The 19,396-nt window shown below is 57.3% G+C and carries 16 protein-coding genes, 3 tRNA genes and 1 pseudogene; 18 read left to right on the top strand and 2 right to left on the bottom strand.

The window, feature by feature from the left end; translation table 11 throughout:
- The first annotated feature begins 14 nt into the window (after window positions 1-14).
- The 3 genes from fdhF to RTN40_RS06235 are packed head-to-tail and all read left to right on the top strand — an operon-like array spanning window position 15 to window position 5,433.
- Window positions 15-2,162 carry a formate dehydrogenase subunit alpha gene (gene fdhF, locus RTN40_RS06245; RefSeq protein ID WP_312227714.1) on the top strand — a complete coding sequence of 716 codons (2,148 nt, stop codon included), beginning with the start codon at window positions 15-17 and terminating at the stop codon, window positions 2,160-2,162.
- Between the two features lie 4 nt (window positions 2,163-2,166).
- Window positions 2,167-4,389, top strand: coding sequence for a carbamoyltransferase HypF (gene hypF, locus RTN40_RS06240; protein WP_312227713.1), 2,223 nt, complete (start codon window positions 2,167-2,169; stop codon window positions 4,387-4,389).
- Between the two features lie 15 nt (window positions 4,390-4,404).
- Entirely contained in the window at window positions 4,405-5,433 is a 1,029-nt protein-coding gene (locus RTN40_RS06235) for a HoxN/HupN/NixA family nickel/cobalt transporter (RefSeq protein WP_312227712.1), read from the top strand.
- On the opposite strand, the gene norW is transcribed toward RTN40_RS06235, so the two are convergent.
- Together norW and norV are read right to left on the bottom strand one after the other, a co-directional pair.
- Window positions 5,378-6,538, bottom strand: a complete 1,161-nt coding sequence (norW, locus tag RTN40_RS06230) for an NADH:flavorubredoxin reductase NorW (RefSeq protein ID WP_312227711.1) — start codon at window positions 6,536-6,538, stop codon at window positions 5,378-5,380. The genes RTN40_RS06235 and norW overlap by 56 nt on opposite strands.
- Window positions 6,535-7,965 carry an anaerobic nitric oxide reductase flavorubredoxin gene (gene norV / locus RTN40_RS06225; RefSeq protein ID WP_312227710.1) on the bottom strand — a complete coding sequence of 477 codons (1,431 nt, stop codon included), beginning with the start codon at window positions 7,963-7,965 and terminating at the stop codon, window positions 6,535-6,537. Before norV ends, norW begins: the two co-directional genes overlap by 4 nt.
- Before the next feature lie 189 nt (window positions 7,966-8,154).
- Between norV and norR the strand changes: the two genes are divergently transcribed.
- From norR to RTN40_RS06150, 15 genes and pseudogenes are all read left to right on the top strand, one after another.
- A complete protein-coding gene (gene norR, locus RTN40_RS06220) occupies window positions 8,155-9,672 on the top strand; it encodes a nitric oxide reductase transcriptional regulator NorR (RefSeq protein WP_312227709.1) in 1,518 nt (505 codons plus the stop codon).
- 93 nt (window positions 9,673-9,765) lie between these two features.
- Complete coding sequence (locus tag RTN40_RS06215; RefSeq protein WP_312227708.1) at window positions 9,766-10,101, top strand: type II toxin-antitoxin system PrlF family antitoxin; 336 nt, start codon at window positions 9,766-9,768, stop codon at window positions 10,099-10,101.
- 5 nt (window positions 10,102-10,106) lie between these two features.
- The gene (locus RTN40_RS06210) at window positions 10,107-10,583 is read left to right on the top strand and encodes a type II toxin-antitoxin system YhaV family toxin (protein ID WP_312227707.1); all 477 of its coding nucleotides are present in this window, start codon (window positions 10,107-10,109) and stop codon (window positions 10,581-10,583) included.
- 101 nt (window positions 10,584-10,684) lie between these two features.
- The gene (gene mltB, locus RTN40_RS06205) at window positions 10,685-11,770 is read left to right on the top strand and encodes a lytic murein transglycosylase B (protein ID WP_312227706.1); all 1,086 of its coding nucleotides are present in this window, start codon (window positions 10,685-10,687) and stop codon (window positions 11,768-11,770) included.
- Window positions 11,771-11,973: 203 nt separating this feature from the next.
- Window positions 11,974-12,345 (top strand): annotated as a pseudogene (locus RTN40_RS06200) (Hcp family type VI secretion system effector); the annotation flags it as partial.
- Window positions 12,342-12,821 carry a DUF2778 domain-containing protein gene (locus RTN40_RS06195; protein WP_312227705.1) on the top strand — a complete coding sequence of 160 codons (480 nt, stop codon included), beginning with the start codon at window positions 12,342-12,344 and terminating at the stop codon, window positions 12,819-12,821. The pseudogene RTN40_RS06200 and the gene RTN40_RS06195, both read left to right, overlap by 4 nt.
- Window positions 12,821-13,081 (top strand): hypothetical protein, encoded by a 261-nt coding sequence (locus RTN40_RS06190; RefSeq protein ID WP_312227704.1) that lies wholly within the window; start codon window positions 12,821-12,823, stop codon window positions 13,079-13,081. The genes RTN40_RS06195 and RTN40_RS06190 overlap by 1 nt, the downstream gene beginning before the upstream one ends.
- Window positions 13,082-13,251: 170 nt before the next feature.
- Window positions 13,252-13,749, top strand: a complete 498-nt coding sequence (pncC, locus tag RTN40_RS06185) for a nicotinamide-nucleotide amidase (protein ID WP_042387646.1) — start codon at window positions 13,252-13,254, stop codon at window positions 13,747-13,749.
- A gap of 89 nt (window positions 13,750-13,838) precedes the next feature.
- Window positions 13,839-14,903 (top strand): recombinase RecA, encoded by a 1,065-nt coding sequence (recA, locus tag RTN40_RS06180; protein WP_312213589.1) that lies wholly within the window; start codon window positions 13,839-13,841, stop codon window positions 14,901-14,903.
- 70 nt (window positions 14,904-14,973) lie between these two features.
- On the top strand, window positions 14,974-15,459 hold the full coding sequence (gene recX / locus RTN40_RS06175; protein ID WP_312227703.1) for a recombination regulator RecX: 486 nt from the start codon (window positions 14,974-14,976) through the stop codon (window positions 15,457-15,459).
- 145 nt (window positions 15,460-15,604) lie between these two features.
- Window positions 15,605-18,232 carry an alanine--tRNA ligase gene (gene alaS, locus RTN40_RS06170; RefSeq protein WP_312227702.1) on the top strand — a complete coding sequence of 876 codons (2,628 nt, stop codon included), beginning with the start codon at window positions 15,605-15,607 and terminating at the stop codon, window positions 18,230-18,232.
- Window positions 18,233-18,474: 242 nt separating this feature from the next.
- Entirely contained in the window at window positions 18,475-18,660 is a 186-nt protein-coding gene (gene csrA / locus RTN40_RS06165) for a carbon storage regulator CsrA (RefSeq protein WP_000906486.1), read from the top strand.
- Window positions 18,661-18,974: 314 nt separating this feature from the next.
- Window positions 18,975-19,067, top strand: a tRNA-Ser gene (locus RTN40_RS06160).
- A gap of 3 nt (window positions 19,068-19,070) precedes the next feature.
- Window positions 19,071-19,147 (top strand) — tRNA-Arg (locus tag RTN40_RS06155).
- Between the two features lie 164 nt (window positions 19,148-19,311).
- Window positions 19,312-19,388: transfer RNA gene (locus tag RTN40_RS06150), tRNA-Arg, on the top strand.
- Window positions 19,389-19,396: the final 8 nt, after the last annotated feature.

Raw genomic sequence — 19,396 nt, 5'->3', positions numbered from 1 at the left:
CAGGTCTGTTACTGATGAAAAAAATTACGAGCGTTTGTCCATACTGCGGCGCAGGCTGCAAACTGAAGCTGGTAGTCGATAACAACAAAATTATTCGTGCCGAAGCGGCGGAAGGTATCACTAACCAGAATCAGCTCTGCCTGAAGGGCTACTACGGCTGGGATTTCCTTAACGATACGAAACTCCTGACGCCGCGCCTGACCCAGCCGATGATCCGCTACCAGAAAGGCGGCAAACTTACGCCCGTAAGCTGGGATGAAGCCATTCGCTACACGGCAAAACGGCTGGGGGAGATCAAGGCCCAGTACGGTGGCCGGGCGATCATGACCACCGGCTCCTCGCGCGGTACCGGCAACGAAACCAACTACGTGATGCAGAAGTTTGCCCGCGGCGTGCTGCACACTAACAACGTTGACTGCTGCGCCCGGGTCTGCCACGGCCCGTCGGTAGCGGGCCTGCAGGAGGCATTGGGCAACGGGGCGATGAGCAACTCCATCGGCGATATTGAACACTCCCGCTGCCTGCTGGTGTTCGGCTACAACTGCGCCGACTCGCATCCGATCGTTGCCCGCCGGGTGATCAAAGCCAAACAGAACGGAGCGAAGATCATCGTCTGCGATCCGCGCCGGATCGAAACCGCGCGCATTGCCGATCAGCATCTACAGATCAACAACGGCTGCAATATGGCGCTGGTCAACGCCTTTGGCTACGTGCTGCTGGAGGAGGAGCTGTACGACAGGGAGTACGTGGCCAGCTTTACCCGCGGCCTTGATGCCTATCGTGAGGTGGTCAAAGACTATGCGCCCGAGGCGGTTGAGCACCTGACCGGGGTCAGTGCCCAGCAGATTCGTCAGGCGATGCGTACCTACGCCGCAGCACCGTCGGCCACCATTATGTGGGGCATGGGCGTCACCCAGTTCGGCCAGGCGGTGGACGTGGTGAAAGGCCTGGCGAGCCTGGCGCTGCTCACCGGCAACCTGGGCCGGGAGCATGTCGGCGTCGGGCCGGTGCGTGGGCAGAACAACGTCCAGGGGGCGTGCGATATGGGGGTGATCCCCAACCAGTTCCCTGGCTACCAGGACGTGGTGGATCCGGCGGTGCGGGAGAAATTCGCCAGGGCCTGGGGTATCAACGCTGCGGATATGGATGACCAGGTCGGAGTGCGCATTACCGAAGTGCCGCACCTGGCGCTGGAGGGCAAGATCAAAGCCTACTACATCATGGGTGAGGATCCGCTCCAGACCGAAGCCGACCTGGGCCTGGTACGCAAGGGCTTTGAGGCGCTCGACTTCGTGGTGGTGCAGGATATTTTTATGACCAAAACCGCCGAGCAGGCGGATGTTCTGCTGCCCGCGACCTCATGGGGTGAACACGGCGGCGTCTTTACCTGTGCCGATCGTGGCTTCCAGCGCTTCGAGAAGGCGGTAGAGGCGCAGTACAACGTCAAACGCGACTGGGAGATCATCAGCCTGATCGCTACCGAGATGGGCTACCCGATGCACTACGACAGCAACCAGCAGATCTGGGATGAGCTGCGCGAGCTGTGCCCGCTCTTCTACGGCGTCACCTACGAGAAGATGGGCGATATGGGACATGTACAGTGGCCCTGTCCAACCCTGGATCATCCGGGTACGCCGTACCTCTACCAGGGAAACAGGTTCGATACCCCGGACGGCAAAGGGCACCTGTTTGCGGCGCAGTGGCGCGCGCCCGCCGAAGTGCCGGATGCCGACTTCCCGCTGGTGCTCTGCACCGTACGCGAGGTGGGGCACTACTCCTGCCGCTCGATGACCGGCAACTGCGCGGCGCTGCAAACCCTGGCCGACGAGCCGGGCTTTGTGCAGATCAACCCGGATGATGCCCTGGCGCTCGGTATCCATGATCGACAGCTGGTGTGGGTAGAGTCCCGGCGTGGGAAGGTGATCAGCCGAGCTGACGTTAATGAGCGCATTAATCGGGGCAGCGTCTACATGACCTACCAGTGGTGGATTGGGGCCTGCAACGAGTTAACCCAGGACAACCTTGACCCTATCTCCAAAACGCCGGAGACCAAGTACTGCGCCGTGAAGGTTAGCGCCATTGCCGATCAGCCCTGGGCGGAAAACTATACCCAGACCACCTATCAGGCGATGAAAACCCGCCTGCGCGACGCGGCGGTGTAGGGAAATGAGCGAGAGCGGCGTCCTTATCCGCGTGCGGGGCAAAGTTCAGGGGGTGGGCTTCCGCCCCTTTGTCTGGCAGCTGGCGCAGCAGCTCCAGCGTACCGGCGACGTCTGCAACGACGGGCAGGGCGTGGTGGTGCGGCTCTGGGGAGAGGAGTCCGGGTTTATGGCGCAGATGCGGCAAGCCTGCCCGCCGCTGGCGCGCATCGATCAGGCCGACGCCGTGCCGTTTCACTGGCCGCAGCGTCCTGTGGCGTTCACTATTCTGCCCAGCGCGGGGGGCGGAATGGATACCCAGATCGTGCCGGATGCGGCTACCTGTCCGGCCTGCCTGGCGGAGATGAACGATCCCACGGATCGCCGCTATCGCTACCCCTTCGTCAACTGCACCCACTGCGGGCCGCGGGTGACTATTATCCGCGCTATGCCCTATGACCGCCCGCAGACCGCGATGGCGGCTTTTCCGCTCTGTCCGGCCTGCGAGGCGGAGTATCGCAACCCGGCGGATCGCCGCTTTCATGCCCAGCCGGTGGCCTGCCCGGATTGCGGCCCGCAGCTGACGTGGCACGCGGCGGGGGAAACCCTGACGGGGGAGGCGGCGTTAAGGGCGGCGGTGGCGCGGCTGGATGCAGGCGGCATCGTGGCGGTGAAGGGTCTCGGCGGCTTTCATCTCGCCTGCGACGCGCTTAACCCGCAGGCGGTTGCGCGTCTGCGCCTGCGTAAGCGGCGTCCGGCGAAGCCGCTGGCGGTGATGATCGCCGATGCGCAGAACCTCCCTGAGTCGGCTCGCGCGGCGCTGGAGACCCCGGCCGCGCCGGTGGTGCTGGTGGATAAAACTCTGCTGCCCGAGTTGGACGCGGCCATTGCGCCGGGACTCAACGAGATGGGCGTCATGCTGCCCGCCAATCCTCTCCAGCATCTGCTGATGCAGAGCCTCAACCGCCCGCTGGTGATGACTTCCGGCAATCTCAGCGGTAAGCCACCGGCGTTAAGCAACGACGAGGCGCAGCGGGATCTCGCTGCCATCGCTGACGGTTTCCTGCTGCATAACCGCGATATCGTCCAGCGGATGGACGACTCGGTAGTACGAGCCGACGGGGAGATGCTCCGGCGCTCGCGTGGGTTTGTGCCGGACGCGCTGCCGCTGCCGCCGGGCTTTAGCGATGTGCCGTCGCTGCTCTGCATGGGGGCGGACATGAAAAACACCTTCTGTGTGGTGCGCGGCGGGCAGGCGGTGATGAGCCAGCACTTCGGCGATCTTGGCGACGAGGGCGTCGAGGCGCAGTGGCGACAGGCGCTGGATCTGATGCAGTCCATCTATAACTTCTCTCCTCGCCAGATTGTCTGCGATGCCCATCCGGGGTATCGATCCAGCCAGTGGGCAACCGAGAGCGGGCTGCCGGTCATGCGGGTGCTGCATCATCACGCCCATGCGGCGGCCTGCCTGGCCGAACACGGCTGGCCGCTGACGGGCGGGGACGTTATCGCCCTGACGCTGGACGGCATCGGCATGGGGACCGATGGCGCGCTATGGGGCGGGGAGTGCCTGCGGGTGAACTACCGCGAGTGTAAGCATCTGGGCGGGTTGCCCGCCGTGGCGCTCCCCGGTGGCGATCTGGCCGCGCAGCAGCCCTGGCGGAACCTGCTGGCTCACTGCCTGGCGTTTGTCCCCGAGTGGCAGCGCTACCCGGAAACCCAGCCGGTGCAGACACAGAACTGGCAGCCGCTGGCGCGGGCCATTGTGCGCGGTATCAATGCGCCGCTGGCCTCCTCCTGCGGACGGCTGTTTGACGCCGTGGCCTGCGCGCTGGGGTGCGCCCCGGCGATCCTGAGCTATGAGGGGGAGGCGGCCTGTCGACTGGAGGCGCTGGCTGAATGCTGCCCTGACGTAGCGCATCCACTCACTCTGCCACTGCATGAGGGCAGGCTGGATCTGGCGCGCTTCTGGCAGCAATTGCTGGGCTGGCAGGCGGAACCGCAGGCGCGGGCGTGGGCTTTTCATGACGCGCTGGCCCAGGGCCTGGCTGAGCTGATGCGGCAGCATGCTGATGCGCACGGGATCCGTACGCTCTGCTTTAGCGGCGGGGTGATCCATAACCGACTCCTGCGCGCCCGCCTGAACGTCTATCTGCACGATTTTACGCTGCTGTTTCCCCGCAGGCTGCCTGCGGGAGACGGAGCCATTGCCTTTGGGCAGGCGGCCATCGCCGCCGCCAGACTTTTATAAATAAGGAATCTGATAATGTTGATGCGAGTTTTACGCAGCGAGCCGCGTGCGGCGCTGCTGATGCTGGGGCTGGTGATGGCTAACCTGTTGGCCTGGGGCTGGGCGTGGCACGCTTTTGCCAGCAGTCCGGCGCTAATGGCCGCCAGCCTGCTGGCCTGGGGCTACGGCCTGCGCCACGCGGTCGATGCAGATCACATCGCCGCCATCGATAACGTGACGCGTAAAATGATGCAGCAGGGCAAACGTCCGTTTGGCGTTGGGGCCTGGTTCTCGCTAGGCCATTCCAGTATCGTCGTGCTGGCCTCGGTGGCCATTGCCGCCACGGCGGCAGCGTTTCAGAATCGGATGGCGTGGTTTCACGAGACCGGCAGCATGATTGGCACGGCGGTGTCGGCCATCTTTTTACTGGCGATGGCGCTGGTGAATCTGGTGATTTTGCGCGGCGTATGGCGCAGCTTTCAGGCCCTGAAGCAGGGTAAACCGGTGGATGCAGAAAGCACCACGCCGGGTGGGGTGATGCACTGGCTGTTTAGCGCTGCATTTCGTCTGGTAGGCCGGAGCTGGCACATGTATCTGGTGGGCTTTCTCTTTGGTCTCGGCTTCGATACCGCAACGGAGATTGGCGTGCTGGGGATCTCCGCCGCCAGCGCCTCTAACGGCATCTCTATCTGGTCGATTATGGTCTTCCCGGCGCTGTTTGCCAGCGGCATGGCGCTGGTGGATTCGCTGGATAACCTGCTGATGGTCAATGCCTACGGCTGGGCCTTTGCTAAACCCCAGCGCAAGCTCTACTACAACATGACCATCACCGGTACGTCAGTGGTGGTGGCGCTGTTTATCGGCGGGCTGGAGGCGCTGGGGCTGCTGGTGGATAAGTTCGCGCTCAGCGGCGGCGTGTGGGACGCCATCGCCACCCTGAACGACAACCTCGGCGACGCCGGTTTTATCGTGGTGGCGATCTTTATTCTTTGCTGGCTAGCCTCGATCGTTAACTACCGGGTACGGGGCTATGACTCGCTGGCGGGAGCTGCTTCAGTAGAGTAAACGCTTCTTTCATGCAATCCTCACTGACCACAAAGGCGCTGAGCTGGTCGCTCTCATCAAACCCCTGAGCGACCATCCCCGCAGCGCTGGTTTCCATCTGCCAGCGCAGATCGCGCCGTCCGGACTCGCCCGCCAGCTGCAAGGGCAGTTCGGGCGTTTTGACCTTTACCAGCATCGCAGGTAGCTTCAGCGGAACGCGGCCACCGAGCAGGTTTTTCGCCAGATAGATGGCGCTAAGCTGAATCGGCTGGAGGAACGGCAGCACGTTGCCATTTATCTCTGCGCAGTCACCCAGGGCATAGATATCCGGCTGCGTGGTTTGCAGGTAGCTATCAACCTTCACCCCGCGATGCGTTGCAGCTCCGGCGCGCTGCGCCAGCGCGGTCTCTGCCCGCAGGCCGGTGGCGGCCACCACCGCATCCACTTCAACGCTGCGGCTGCGATCCAGCTGAACGCGGATACCGTCAGCAGTTTCTTCCAGGCGCTGAAGCTGCGATTTCAACAGCAGCTGCACGCCCATATCGGTCAGGCGGTGCTGTAAGCGACTGCTTACTTCGGGCGGCATCAGCATCGGCAGAATGCTGGCCGCCTGGTCAACCAGGGTAACCGCTTTTCCGGCGCGGCAGAAATCCATCGCCAGCTCGGTGCCAATCAGACCGCTGCCGACAATCATCACCCGCTGCGCGTCGCGAAGCGCGGTTTCACAGGCGCGATACTCCCGCTGGCTGTTGAGGGTAAGCATTAGCTCACGCCCCTCAACCGGCGGTACAAAGGCGGATGCACCCGTCGCCAGCACCAGCTTATCGTACTGCCAGGATCGATCGCCCGCTTTCACCACGTGCGCGGCGGCGTCAATATCGGTTACCCAGGTATAGGGTAACAGCCGCAGGTTAAACTGTTCGGCAAACTCCCCCGCCGTTTGGCGGGTGAGGTCGTCTGCACGCTGGCTCTGGCTGATCGCGTGGCTTAAGTCCGGTTTGTTGTACTCATCGATGCTGTCGGCTGCAATCAGCGTCAGCGGGACGTTCACATCAAGCTTGCGGATATTCTTCACCAGCTGACGGGCGGCAAAGCCCGAGCCAATAATCACGATGCCGTGGTTCATTTAACCTCCGTAGCCAGTTCATCAAACACCTCTTTACCCAGCGAGCACTCCGGGCAGAGGAAGTTGTCCGGCACGTCGCACCACGGGGTACCGGGGGCGACGTCCTGCATCGGCTCGCCTTTCGCCGGATCGTAGATCCATTGGCAGACGCTGCACTGCATGCTCGGTCCCAGATCGGCGGCGGTTGCACAGGGGCTGGTTGCGGCCGCAGGTGCAGCGACAGGTAACGGAGTAAGCGCCCACTGACGTGCAATGTCACGGCCGTGCTGGCGGCAAATTTCCAGCGCATCAATATCGGGACGCCATTTCGCCTTCAGGCTCAGGGACATCTCAAAACCAGCATCCTGAAGTCGGGTAGAGAGGCGGTCTACCGCGCCGCCGCTCCAGCCGTGGGAGCCAAAGGCGCTGGCGCGTTTGTTGCGGAAGCGCAGGCCGGTCATCTCCTCTACCAGACCGGCAATTTTCGGCATCATCACGTTGTTCATGGTGGAGGTGCCCACCAGCACGCCTTTGGAGCGGAAGACGTTGGTTAATACCTCGTTTTTATCGCTGCGCGCCACGTTGAAGATTTTCACCGCCACGTTGGGATCGACTTCGTTGATCCCCTGGGCAATGGCGTCTGCCATCATGCGGGTATTGTTGGACATGGTGTCGTAGAAGATGGTGATGCGATCTTCCTGATAGTCCGCCGCCCACTTCAGATACAGCTCAACGATTTGGGTCGGATTTTCACGCCACACCACGCCGTGAGAGGTGGCAATCATATCCACCGGCAGGTTGAAACCGAGGATTTCGGTAATTTTTGGCGTGACCAGGCGGCTGAACGGCGTCAGGATGTTGGCATAGTAGCGCTGGCACTGCTCAAACAGCTCGCCCTGATCCACTTCATCGTTGAACAAACGTTCGTCGCAGTAGTGCTGGCCAAAGGCGTCGTTGCTGAACAGTACCGCGTCGCCGGTCATGTAGGTCATCATGCTGTCGGGCCAGTGCAGCATTGGGGTTTCAACAAAGATTAGCTGCTTGCCGTTGCCGATATCCAGCGTATCGCCGGTTTTCACGGTGTGGAAGTTCCACTCCGGATGGTGATGGTGACCGTTAATGGAGTCGATAGCGTTGGTAGTGCAGTAGATCGGCGTGTTTGGGATATGGGACATCAGTTCGGTCAGCGCCCCGGCATGATCCTCTTCGGCATGATTGATAATGATGTAGTCGATGTCATTTAGATCGATTTCGCTGTGCAGGTTCTGTACAAACTCGCGGCTGAATTTATGATCGACGGTATCGATCAGGACATTCTTCCCTTCACGAATGAGATAGCTGTTGTAGCTGCTGCCGCGCAGCGTTTTATATTCGGTTCCGTGGAAATCGCGAACTTCCCAGTCACGTTGGCCAACCCAATGAATGTTATTTTTAACCAGAATAGACATAGCAACCTCAATTTGAATAAAGCATGTTTCAATCAGATGCTTTGCTTATATCAAGCTGCATGCCAACTTTTTAACTATCTGAAATATATATAAATATGAATATACTCGCTCCAGGTGGGTAGTCATTATGACTATCGTTATTATTGTCAATATGACACTATGAATTGTCAAAATGACAGCGAGGCAAAGATGAGTTTTTCAGTTGAGGTTTTAGCGGAGATCGCCATTGAGCTACAGAGCGGCATCGGCCATCAGGATCGCTTTCAGCGGCTAATCGTTACCCTGCGCCAGGTCTTAGGTTGCGACGCCTCGGCGCTGCTGCGCTACAGCGCGCGGGAGTTTATTCCACTGGCTATCGACGGCCTGGCCCCGGACGTGCTGGGGCGACGTTTTACTCTGCAAGGGCATCCGCGGCTGGAGGCCATTGCCAGGGCAGGGGACGTAGTGCGTTTTCCGGCGGATAGCGACCTGCCCGATCCTTATGACGGACTGATCCCCGGTCAGGAGGAGCTGAAGGTACACGCCTGCATCGGCCTGCCGCTGTTTGCCGGGCAGCATTTGATTGGCGCGCTGACCCTCGACGGCATGTCGCCGGATCGCTTTGATAACTTCAGCGATGAGGAGCTGCGGCTGATTGCTGCCCTGGCGGCGGGGGCGCTCAATAACGCCCTGTTGATTGAGCAGCTGGAGAGCCAGAACATGCTCCCGGGCGCGCCCGCAATCTTCGAGCCGGTAACCACTACCCGGATGATTGGCCTGTCGCCGGGCATGACGCAGCTGAAAAAGGAGATCGACATCGTCGCCGCCTCGGATTTGAACGTGTTGATTAGCGGCGAGACCGGCACCGGCAAAGAGCTGGTGGCGAAAGCTATTCATGAAGGCTCTCCGCGTGCAGACCAGCCGCTGGTCTATCTTAACTGCGCGGCGCTACCGGAGAGCGTGGCAGAGAGCGAGCTGTTTGGTCACGTTAAAGGCGCGTTTACCGGGGCGATCAGCAACCGCAGCGGCAAGTTTGAGATGGCCGATAACGGTACGCTGTTCCTCGATGAAATTGGTGAGCTGTCGCTGGCGCTGCAGGCCAAGCTGCTACGGGTGTTGCAATATGGTGATATTCAGCGCGTCGGGGACGACCGCAGCCTGCGGGTCAACGTCCGGGTGCTGGCGGCCACTAATCGCGATCTGCGGGAAGAGGTGCTGGCCGGACGCTTTCGCGCCGATCTGTTCCACCGCCTGAGCGTCTTCCCGCTGGTGGTGCCGCCGCTGCGCGAGCGGGGTGAGGACGTGGTGCTACTGGCGGGGTACTTCTGCGAGCAGTGTCGGCAGCGCTTTGGCCTCGCGCAGGTGCTATTAAGCAGCGGAGCGCGTTCACAGCTGCTACAGTATGGCTGGCCGGGCAACGTGCGCGAGCTGGAGCACGCTATTCACCGTGCCGTCGTGCTGGCGCGTGCCGCGCGGGCAGGGGATGAAGTCACGCTGGAGGCGCAGCACTTTGCCTTTGCCGATGCGCCTCTGCCGCAGATACCGAACGCCGCGCCCTTCGTACCGGGCAGAAACCTGCGCGAGGCGACGGAGGATTTTCAGCGGCAGACTATCCGCCAGACGCTGGCGCAGCATAACCAGAGCTGGGCCGCCTGCGCCCGGGCGCTGGAGATGGACGTAGCTAACCTGCACCGGCTGGCGAAGCGGCTGGGCTTGAAAGCGTCGTAAACCTTACATCAGGGTACAATGCATTTGCATTGCACCCTGCCGCCAGCTAAAATATGGGTGAAATTTGTACATAGTTAACTAAGGCTGCTCATTATGCTCGCTTACGTTCGAACCGAAGATATTGCACTCGAAGCGGACTCAAAATTAACTGAGCGTCATCAGACGACGATCCCTGCCTCTATCAGAGATGCACTTCACCTTACCGGAGGGGACAGGATCCACTACAAGCTACTCTCCACGGGGGATGTACTGATATCACGCTATCGTGAAACGGAAGAAGATCATGTTATGCAGTCATTTCTCAATTTCCTGGCACAGGACATGATGAATAACCCTCAATCTATCAAGCCGCTAGACCTGTCTCGTGGCTATGAACTGGTTGCTGGCATGGACGTCAATCTTGACGATGAGATCATCGACGAAGACTAAACATTATGGATTTTCCCGCGAATCTGAACGGGTGGACGATATACGCCCACCCCTGCTTTGATACTCAGTATCAGGAATTAGTAGACTCGGTAGAAGCGCTGAAGAGAAAGTTTCCTGACGATTACCAGAAGAAAAAAGAGACTAAGGTTTTGGCGCACATGCTGAAATCAGTCTCCGATATTACCCACGATCCTCGCTCACCTGCATATCGACCAGGGGACAGTATTGGCGATAGCTATACTGACTGGTCACGCGCAAAATTTGGCGCAGGAAGATATCGACTCTTTTTTCGTTATAGTTTTGCCAACAAGATTATCGTTCTTGCGTGGTTTAATGATGGCGACACCCTGCGGACCTATGGCAGCAAGACGGATGCCTATAAAGTTTTCAGCAAGATGCTTGATAAAGGAAACCCGCCGGATAACTGGTCTACACTGCTAAAAACGTGCTTAGCTGAGCTTGAGAGTAAGTGCTCACAATAGAGCATTAATGCTTGCCATGCTGGCGAAGCGGCTGGGCTTGAAAGGCCAGCCAGATGATTTACCATGATTCATTCAGGTCGAATTTGTATTAGGGACAACCCATGTTTAAGCGTCGTTATATCACTCTTCTTCCCGCGCTTGTTTTGCTCTCTGCCTGCAGCAGTAAACCCGCAGCGACAGAAACACCTGCCGCGACCACCACCGGCACGCCGTCCGGCGGTTTTCTGCTTCAGCCGCAGCATGACGTCATCATGTCAGGCGGTGACTTTGCCAATAACCCGGCGGCAGAGCAGTTCATCAACAAAATGGTCAGCAAGCATGGTTTCGATCCCCAGCAGCTGCGTGAAATTTTATCCCAGGCGAAGCGTCTCGATTACGTCCTGCGCCTGATGGATCGCCAGGCACCTACCGGACCCGCTCCTGTTGGCCCGAACGGCGCATGGCTGCGCTACAAGAAGCAGTTTATTACCCCGGACAACGTGCAGAACGGTGTCGCATTCTGGAACCAGTATGAAGACGCGCTTAACCGCGCCTGGCAGGTCTACGGCGTACCGCCGGAGATTATCGTGGGCATTATCGGCGTTGAGACCCGCTGGGGGCGCGTGATGGGTAAAACGCGCATTCTGGATGCGCTGGCGACCCTGTCGTTTAACTACCCGCGTCGCGCCGAGTACTTCTCCAGCGAACTGGAGACCTTCCTGCTGATGGCCCGCGACGAGCAGGACGATCCGCTGGAGCTGAAAGGATCCTTTGCCGGGGCGATGGGCTACGGGCAGTTTATGCCTTCATCCTATAAAAAGCTGGCAGTCGATTTTAACGGCGACGGGCACATTAACCTATGGGATCCGGTTGACGCCATCGGCAGCGTGGCGAACTACTTCAAGGCTAATGGCTGGGTGAAAGGCGATCCGGTAGCGATCCCGGCTAGCGGCCAGGCGCCTGGCATGGCAAACGGCTTTAAAACCAAATACAGCGTTTCGCAGCTGGCGGCCGCTGGCCTGACGCCGCAGCAGCCGGTGGGCAACCATCAGCAGGTAAGCCTGCTGCGCCTCGACGTCGGGACCGGGTACGAATACTGGTACGGTCTGCCGAACTTCTACACCATCACCCGGTACAACGCCAGCACCCACTATGCGATGGCGGTCTGGCAGCTGGGCCAGGCGGTGTCACTGGCGCGCGTGCAATAATCTTTTCTCCCCTCCTTCGGGAGGGGAGTGTTATAACTCTGTTTGTATTCATTCAATGGCTGCAAAGTATTAATAAATTGACATTAACAATTAATGTTTAGTATCAATCAATAAATTTAATAGTTGAAGCAGTAATATCATGCCACTCAGGCGCGCTAAAATAGCTGATGCGCACGTTTTGCCTCTATTAATCCCTGTATGTGATCTTATACTTTCGCCACTTTATACATAATAGGAGGGTTACTGGGACACGAGTGCACAGTCCAATAACCTTTGAAAAAGAGTTTGACTCTTCCAGTCCATATCTATACAAGGCTGTGGCTAAAGGACAGACGCTGAAATCAGCAGAGTTTAAATGGTATAAGATAAATGATGCAGGGCAAGAAGTTGAGTACTTTAATATGCTTTTAGAAAATGTGAAAGTTGTGGCTGTTTGCCCGGTAATGCATGATGTAAAAAATCCTTTGATGGAAAAGCATAACCATCTTGAATCAATTTCGTTAAGATATGAGAAAATCACCTGGAAACATTGCGATGGAAACATCATATTCTCCGACTCATGGAATGAAAGATGATTAGGTGCACGTTCAGGCTCAACGGGCAAGGGATGAGCGTTCTAAGTTGCCCTGGAGTAGGTTTTTTCCGTGCATACTCTGGATATTCAGGTTCGACACGCAATAATCCGCGCGATACCGCCGTCCCGGATGCAGGACCATTACCAGCGGGGCGGTACTATATTGTCAGCAGACCTGAAGGTGGAACTCTTGGGCCTCTTCGTGATCTCACTGCGTCGATAATTAGCGGCTCTAATCGGACTGTGTGGTTTGCCCTTTTTCGTGACGACGGCAGTATCGATGATTTGACGTTCATTGACAAAGTTCAACGTGGGCGTTTTCGATTACATCCTGCTGGCTATAGGGGAATAAGTGAAGGTTGTATCACTTTTCCAAGTCGAGCTGAATTTGAGGTTTTAAGACAGGCATTACGTCAAACAGCCACGATAAAAATAACGGCATCGTTAACCGCTTTCGGAACGATACAGGTCTATTAATGAAAAGTGCCAACTACATAATGTCCTGGCTCTTTTTTGCCGCTTCATATGTCCTATTGTATGGACTAGTATTCGCCTTTTTTCCTGAAGGATGGTTATGGGATCGCGCACGTCAATTCCACACAGGTTTTATCGATGAAGGAACCTGGAATGATATTTATATGAGTGTCGTTTTAGTATTGGCTTTACTACTGAATATTATTTTTATGTTTCTCCTTCTTTCAGTTATTCGCCACGTAAAACGAAAGCGTAGCCTGTAGACACTCCCCACATGCAGCAACATTCTCGGCTCTGGCGGCTGCGGGGATACCTGCGCCAGCGCACGCTGGCCTTTTTTCTGAATCACCCTCGTAAAATCCCGCACTCGCCCCCATATTAAGAGAGAAAGTGCTATCTTATCTCTCTCATTTCAGCCGTTTACGGAGCGGTTATGACTGACAGTGAATTGATGCAGCTGAGCGAGCGCATCGGGCAGGCGTTAAAGGCGCGCGGCGCGACCGTGACCACGGCCGAGTCCTGTACCGGCGGCTGGGTGGCGAAAGCCATTACTGACATCGCCGGCAGCTCCGCCTGGTTTGAACGGGGGTTTGTCACCTATTCTAATGAAGCTAAGGCGCAGATGATCGGCGTCAAACCCGAGACGCTCGCCCAGCATGGTGCAGTGAGTGAGCCAGTGGTCGTTGAGATGGCCATCGGTGCGATTAAGGCCGCCCGTGCAACCTATGCGGTGTCGATTAGCGGTATCGCTGGCCCGGACGGCGGTAGCGAAAATAAGCCGGTCGGCACGGTCTGGTTTGGCTTCGCCAGCGCGGCAGGAGAGGGGATCACTCGGCGGGAATGCTTCGCCGGTGACCGTGAAAACGTGCGCCGTCAGGCCACCGCTTATGCCCTGCAAACCCTGTGGCAACATTTTCTACAAAGAGCTTGATACTGTATGCGTATACAGTATAATGAGCGCAACAAAACAGTAATCCCCGGCGAGCATCACCTGCTTTACCCGGCATGACAGGAGTAATAATGGCTATCGACGAAAACAAACAGAAAGCGTTGGCGGCAGCACTGGGCCAGATCGAAAAGCAATTCGGTAAAGGCTCCATCATGCGCCTGGGTGAAGACCGTACTATGGATGTAGAAACGATCTCCACCGGTTCGCTTTCGCTGGATATCGCCCTCGGTGCGGGCGGCCTGCCAATGGGCCGTATCGTAGAGATCTACGGGCCGGAGTCCTCGGGTAAAACCACCCTGACGCTGCAGGTTATCGCTGCTGCCCAGCGCGCGGGTAAAACCTGTGCCTTTATCGATGCAGAGCACGCGCTTGATCCTGTGTATGCGCGCAAGCTGGGCGTTGATATCGACAACCTGCTCTGCTCCCAGCCGGATACCGGTGAGCAGGCACTGGAGATCTGTGACGCGCTGGCGCGCTCTGGTGCAGTTGACGTGCTGGTGGTTGACTCCGTTGCGGCACTGACCCCGAAAGCAGAGATCGAAGGCGAGATTGGTGACTCTCACATGGGTCTCGCGGCACGTATGATGAGCCAGGCGATGCGTAAGCTGGCGGGTAACCTGAAGCAGTCCAACACCCTGCTGATCTTCATCAACCAGATCCGTATGAAGATTGGTGTGATGTTCGGTAACCCGGAAACCACCACCGGCGGTAACGCGCTGAAATTCTACGCCTCCGTGCGTCTCGATATCCGCCGTATCGGCGCGGTGAAAGAGGGCGATAACGTGGTAGGTAGCGAAACCCGCGTGAAAGTGGTGAAAAACAAAATCGCTGCACCGTTTAAACAGGCTGAGTTCCAGATCCTCTACGGCGAAGGTATCAACTTCTACGGTGAGCTGGTTGACCTGGGCGTGAAAGAGAAGCTGATCGAAAAAGCGGGTGCATGGTATAGCTACAACGGTGACAAGATCGGTCAGGGTAAAGCGAATGCGACCACCTGGCTGAAAGAGAACCCGGAGACCGCGAAAGAGATCGAGACGAAGATTCGTGAAATTCTGCTCACGAACCCGGACACCAAACCGGACTTCACGGTTGACGATAATGACGTTAATGCGAAAGAGACTAACGAAGATTTTTAATAATCTGACGTAATGAACAAGGGCTGCCGATGCAGCCCTTTTTGCTATCTATCAATCCAGCAGGTGTGCCATGACAGATACCTCGCCCCGCCGCTCCGCCTATGCCCGCTTGCTCGATCGCGCTATGCGTATCCTCGGCATGCGCGACCATAGCGAAAAGGAGTTCCGCCGCAAGCTGACCGCCCCGGTGATGACCAAAACCGGGCCGGAGCCGGTGGACGCTACCGAAGACGATATCAATAACGTCGTCAACTGGTGCTATGAAAACCGCTATCTCGACGACGCCCGCTTCGCCCGTCAGTTTATCGCCAGCCGCGGCCGTAAAGGCTATGGCCCGGCGCGTATCCGCCAGGAGCTGACCCAGAAGGGAATTGACCGGGAAACGGCAGAGGAGGCGATGCGCGAAAGCGACATCGACTGGATTGAGATTGCCCGCGAGCAGGCCCAGCGCAAATATGGCGATCCGCTGCCAGCGGTCTTTGCTGAGAAGGTAAAAGTACAGCGTTTTTTACTCTATCGGGGCTTCCTGATGGAGGATATTAAAGAACTTTGGTGAAATTTTGCGGCCTGGCTGCATACGGGATTTTACTTCGCAGTCAAGAAAACTTATCTTATTCCCACTTTTTCCAGTAGCTGGTCGTTGCCTGTAACAGGGAGAAACGCCCGCTACGACATTTCGTTAGCTTGATTTCAGGATAATTATGAGCAAGAGCACCGCTGAGATCCGTCAGGCGTTTCTCGATTTTTTCCATAGTAAAGGTCATCAGGTTGTTGCAAGCAGCTCCCTGGTACCCAACAACGATCCAACTCTGCTGTTTACCAACGCCGGGATGAACCAGTTCAAGGATGTTTTCCTTGGTCTCGACAAGCGTAATTATTCCCGCGCAACCACCGCGCAGCGCTGCGTGCGTGCGGGCGGTAAACACAACGATCTGGAAAACGTCGGTTACACCGCACGCCATCACACCTTCTTTGAAATGCTGGGTAACTTCAGCTTCGGCGACTATTTCAAACATGATGCTATCCAGTACGCATGGGAACTGCTGACCGGTGAAAACTGGTTCAACCTGCCGAAAGATCGCCTGTGGGTAACCGTCTACGAAACCGATGACGAAGCTTACGAAATCTGGGAAAAAGAAGTGGGCATCCCGCGCGAACGTATCATCCGTATTGGTGATAATAAAGGCGGTGCCTACGCTTCTGATAACTTCTGGCAGATGGGCGATACCGGTCCGTGCGGCCCGTGCACCGAGATTTTCTTCGATCATGGCGCGCATATCGCCGGTGGTCCTCCAGGCAGCCCGGACGAAGACGGCGATCGCTACATTGAGATCTGGAATATCGTCTTTATGCAGTTCAACCGCCAGGCCGATGGCACTATGGAGCCGCTGCCGAAGCCGTCAGTGGACACCGGTATGGGCCTGGAGCGTATTGCGGCGGTGCTGCAGCACGTCAACTCAAACTATGAGATTGACCTGTTCCGCGATCTGATCGCTGCCGTGGCAAAAGTAACCGGCGCAACCGATCTGAACAACAAATCTCTGCGCGTGATCGCCGACCACATCCGCTCCTGTGCCTTCCTGCTCGCCGACGGCGTGCTGCCGTCGAACGAGAGCCGTGGCTACGTGCTGCGCCGCATCATTCGTCGCGCGGTCCGTCATGGCAACATGCTTGGCGCGAAAGAGACCTTCTTCTACAAGCTGGTTGCTCCGCTGATTGACGTAATGGGTGCGGCAGGCGAAGAGCTGAAGAGCCAGCAGGCGCAGGTTGAGCAGACCCTGAAAACCGAAGAAGAGCAGTTTGCCCGCACGCTGGAGCGTGGCCTGGCGCTGCTTGATGAAGAGCTGGCGAAGCTGACCGGCGATACGCTGGACGGCGAGACCGTCTTCCGTCTGTATGACACCTACGGCTTCCCAATGGATCTCACCGCCGACGTCTGTCGCGAGCGCGATATCAACGTTGACGAAGAGGGCTTCAAAGCCGCGATGGAAGCGCAGCGTAACCGCGCCCGTGAGTCCAGCGGTTTTGGCGCGGACTATAACGCGATGATCCGCGTTGAAGGCGCATCCGAATTTAAAGGCTACGACAGCCTGGAGCTGACCAGCAAGGTAACCGCGCTGTTTGTTGAGGGTCAGTCCGTCGACACCATTGGCGCAGGGCAGGAGGCAGTAGTCATTCTTGACGCTACGCCGTTCTACGCTGAGTCCGGCGGTCAGGTTGGCGACAAGGGCGAGCTGAAAGGCAACGGCTTCACCTTTACCGTGACCGACACGCAGAAGTATGGCCAGGCGATTGGTCACCAGGGCAAGCTGGCATCCGGCTCCCTGACAGTAGGCGACGGTGTTAAGGCCGAGGTGGATGAAGCCCGCCGCGAACGTATCCGCCTGAACCACTCTGCGACGCACCTGATGCACGCCGCGCTGCGCGAAGTGCTGGGTACCCACGTGGCGCAGAAAGGCTCGCTGGTAAACGACAAGGTGCTGCGCTTTGACTTCTCCCACTTCGAGGCAATGAAGCCTGCGGAGATCCGCGCGGTAGAAGATCTGGTTAATGCCCAGATCCGTCGCAACCTGCCGATCGAAACCCAGATTATGGATCTGGAAGACGCCCGGGCCAAAGGCGCGATGGCGCTGTTTGGTGAGAAGTATGACGAGCGCGTACGCGTGCTGAGCATGGGCGACTTCTCTACCGAGCTGTGTGGCGGTACTCATGCCTCCCGCACCGGTGATATTGGACTGTTCCGTATCGTGTCTGAATCTGGCACCGCGGCAGGCGTTCGTCGTATTGAAGCCGTGACCGGTGAGAATGCGATTGCCATCCTTCATGCACAGAGCGATCAGCTGCAGGATATTGCCCAACTGTTGAAGGGTGACAGCCAGAACCTGGGCGAGAAAGTGCGCACCGTTCTGGATAAAACCCGTCAGCTGGAGAAAGAGCTACAGCAGCTGAAAGCGCAGCAGGCGGCGCAGGAGAGTGCAAACCTCTCTGATAAAGCAGAAGAGATTAACGGCGTGAAGCTGCTGGTGAGCGAGCTGGCGGGCGTCGAGCCGAAGATGCTGCGTACTATGGTTGACGATCTGAAGAACCAGCTCGGTTCCGCGGTTATCGTTCTCGCCACGGTAGCAGAGGGTAAGGTTTCTCTGATTGCGGGGGTCTCGAAAGAGGTGACCGATCGCGTGAAGGCAGGGGAGCTGATTGGTATGGTTGCCCAGCAGGTCGGTGGTAAAGGCGGTGGACGTCCGGATATGGCCCAGGCCGGCGGTACGGACGCAGCCGCGCTGCCTGCGGCGTTAGCCAGCGTGAAAGGCTGGGTAAGCGCAAAACTGTAATAACAAACAAAGCGAATGCAGACGCCATAGCCCCTGGGTTATGGCGTACTTGCCACTACGCTATTGATAACGATAAAGTCAGGTTGAAGTTGTGTATATCGGCTAAACTTACGTTTAACAGAATGTGATGCCGTGACTGCTTACACTTTACGTGTTTGTCATCGCTTACTTTTTGGCGTTATATGATGGATAATGCCGGGATACAAGAGACCCGACTCTTTTAATCTTTCAAGGAGCAAAGAATGCTGATTCTGACTCGTCGAGTTGGTGAAACCCTCATGATTGGGGACGAGGTCACCGTGACAGTTTTAGGGGTTAAGGGCAACCAGGTTCGCATTGGCGTGAACGCCCCTAAAGAAGTATCTGTTCATCGTGAAGAGATCTACCAGCGTATCCAGGCTGAAAAATCACAACAGTCCAGCTACTGATATCATCGCGTCTCGCCGCCTGGCGAGACGCGGCTCTTTCCAGCCTGCTTTTTTTCACTCTTCTTTCTCATTCTCCTCCTTTTGCATGACATTTTCATTTCTCTGCTCTCTTTCTTTACGCTGCGCTACGACAAGGATTCTGCTGATAAAACACTCTTTTTGATCCTTTTCAGCGCAAATTGTTTGCGAAGTGTGCAAACGAATCAGGGGCAGGAAAAATTGTTTGACTTATAAGTCCCAGAAAGTAATATGTGCGCCAACGCAGCGACGATGAGCAGAAACAAGTTCTTCGAAGCACTCGCAAGAGGCGTGTTGGTGAGGTGGCCGAGAGGCTGAAGGCGCTCCCCTGCTAAGGGAGTATGCGGTCAAAAGCTGCATCCGGGGTTCGAATCCCCGCCTCACCGCCATTTGCATCCGTAGCTCAGCTGGATAGAGTACTCGGCTACGAACCGAGCGGTCGGAGGTTCGAATCCTCCCGGATGCACCATCTTCTCTGAGATGACAGCTACACTGTTGTTTCACGGTCTGCGAGATTATCGCCAGCACCAGGGAGGATAACGTTGCGTAAGCAACGGCCCGAAGGGCGAGGCGACAGCCGAGTAATCCTCTCGGAGTGTTGCAAACAAAGAAGAAGTAAAGCAGTACCCTGATGCATCCGTAGCTCAGCTGGATAGAGTACTCGGCTACGAACCGAGCGGTCGGAGGTTCGAATCCTCCCGGATGCACCATATTCTCC

Origin of the sequence: Pseudescherichia sp., assembly GCF_031987975.1 — a bacterium.
In the GTDB taxonomy this organism is placed as follows: Bacteria; Pseudomonadota; Gammaproteobacteria; order Enterobacterales; family Enterobacteriaceae; genus Pseudescherichia.
The sequence above is the reverse complement of the archived record's forward strand: the minus strand, read 5'-3'. Positions and strand labels throughout refer to the sequence as shown.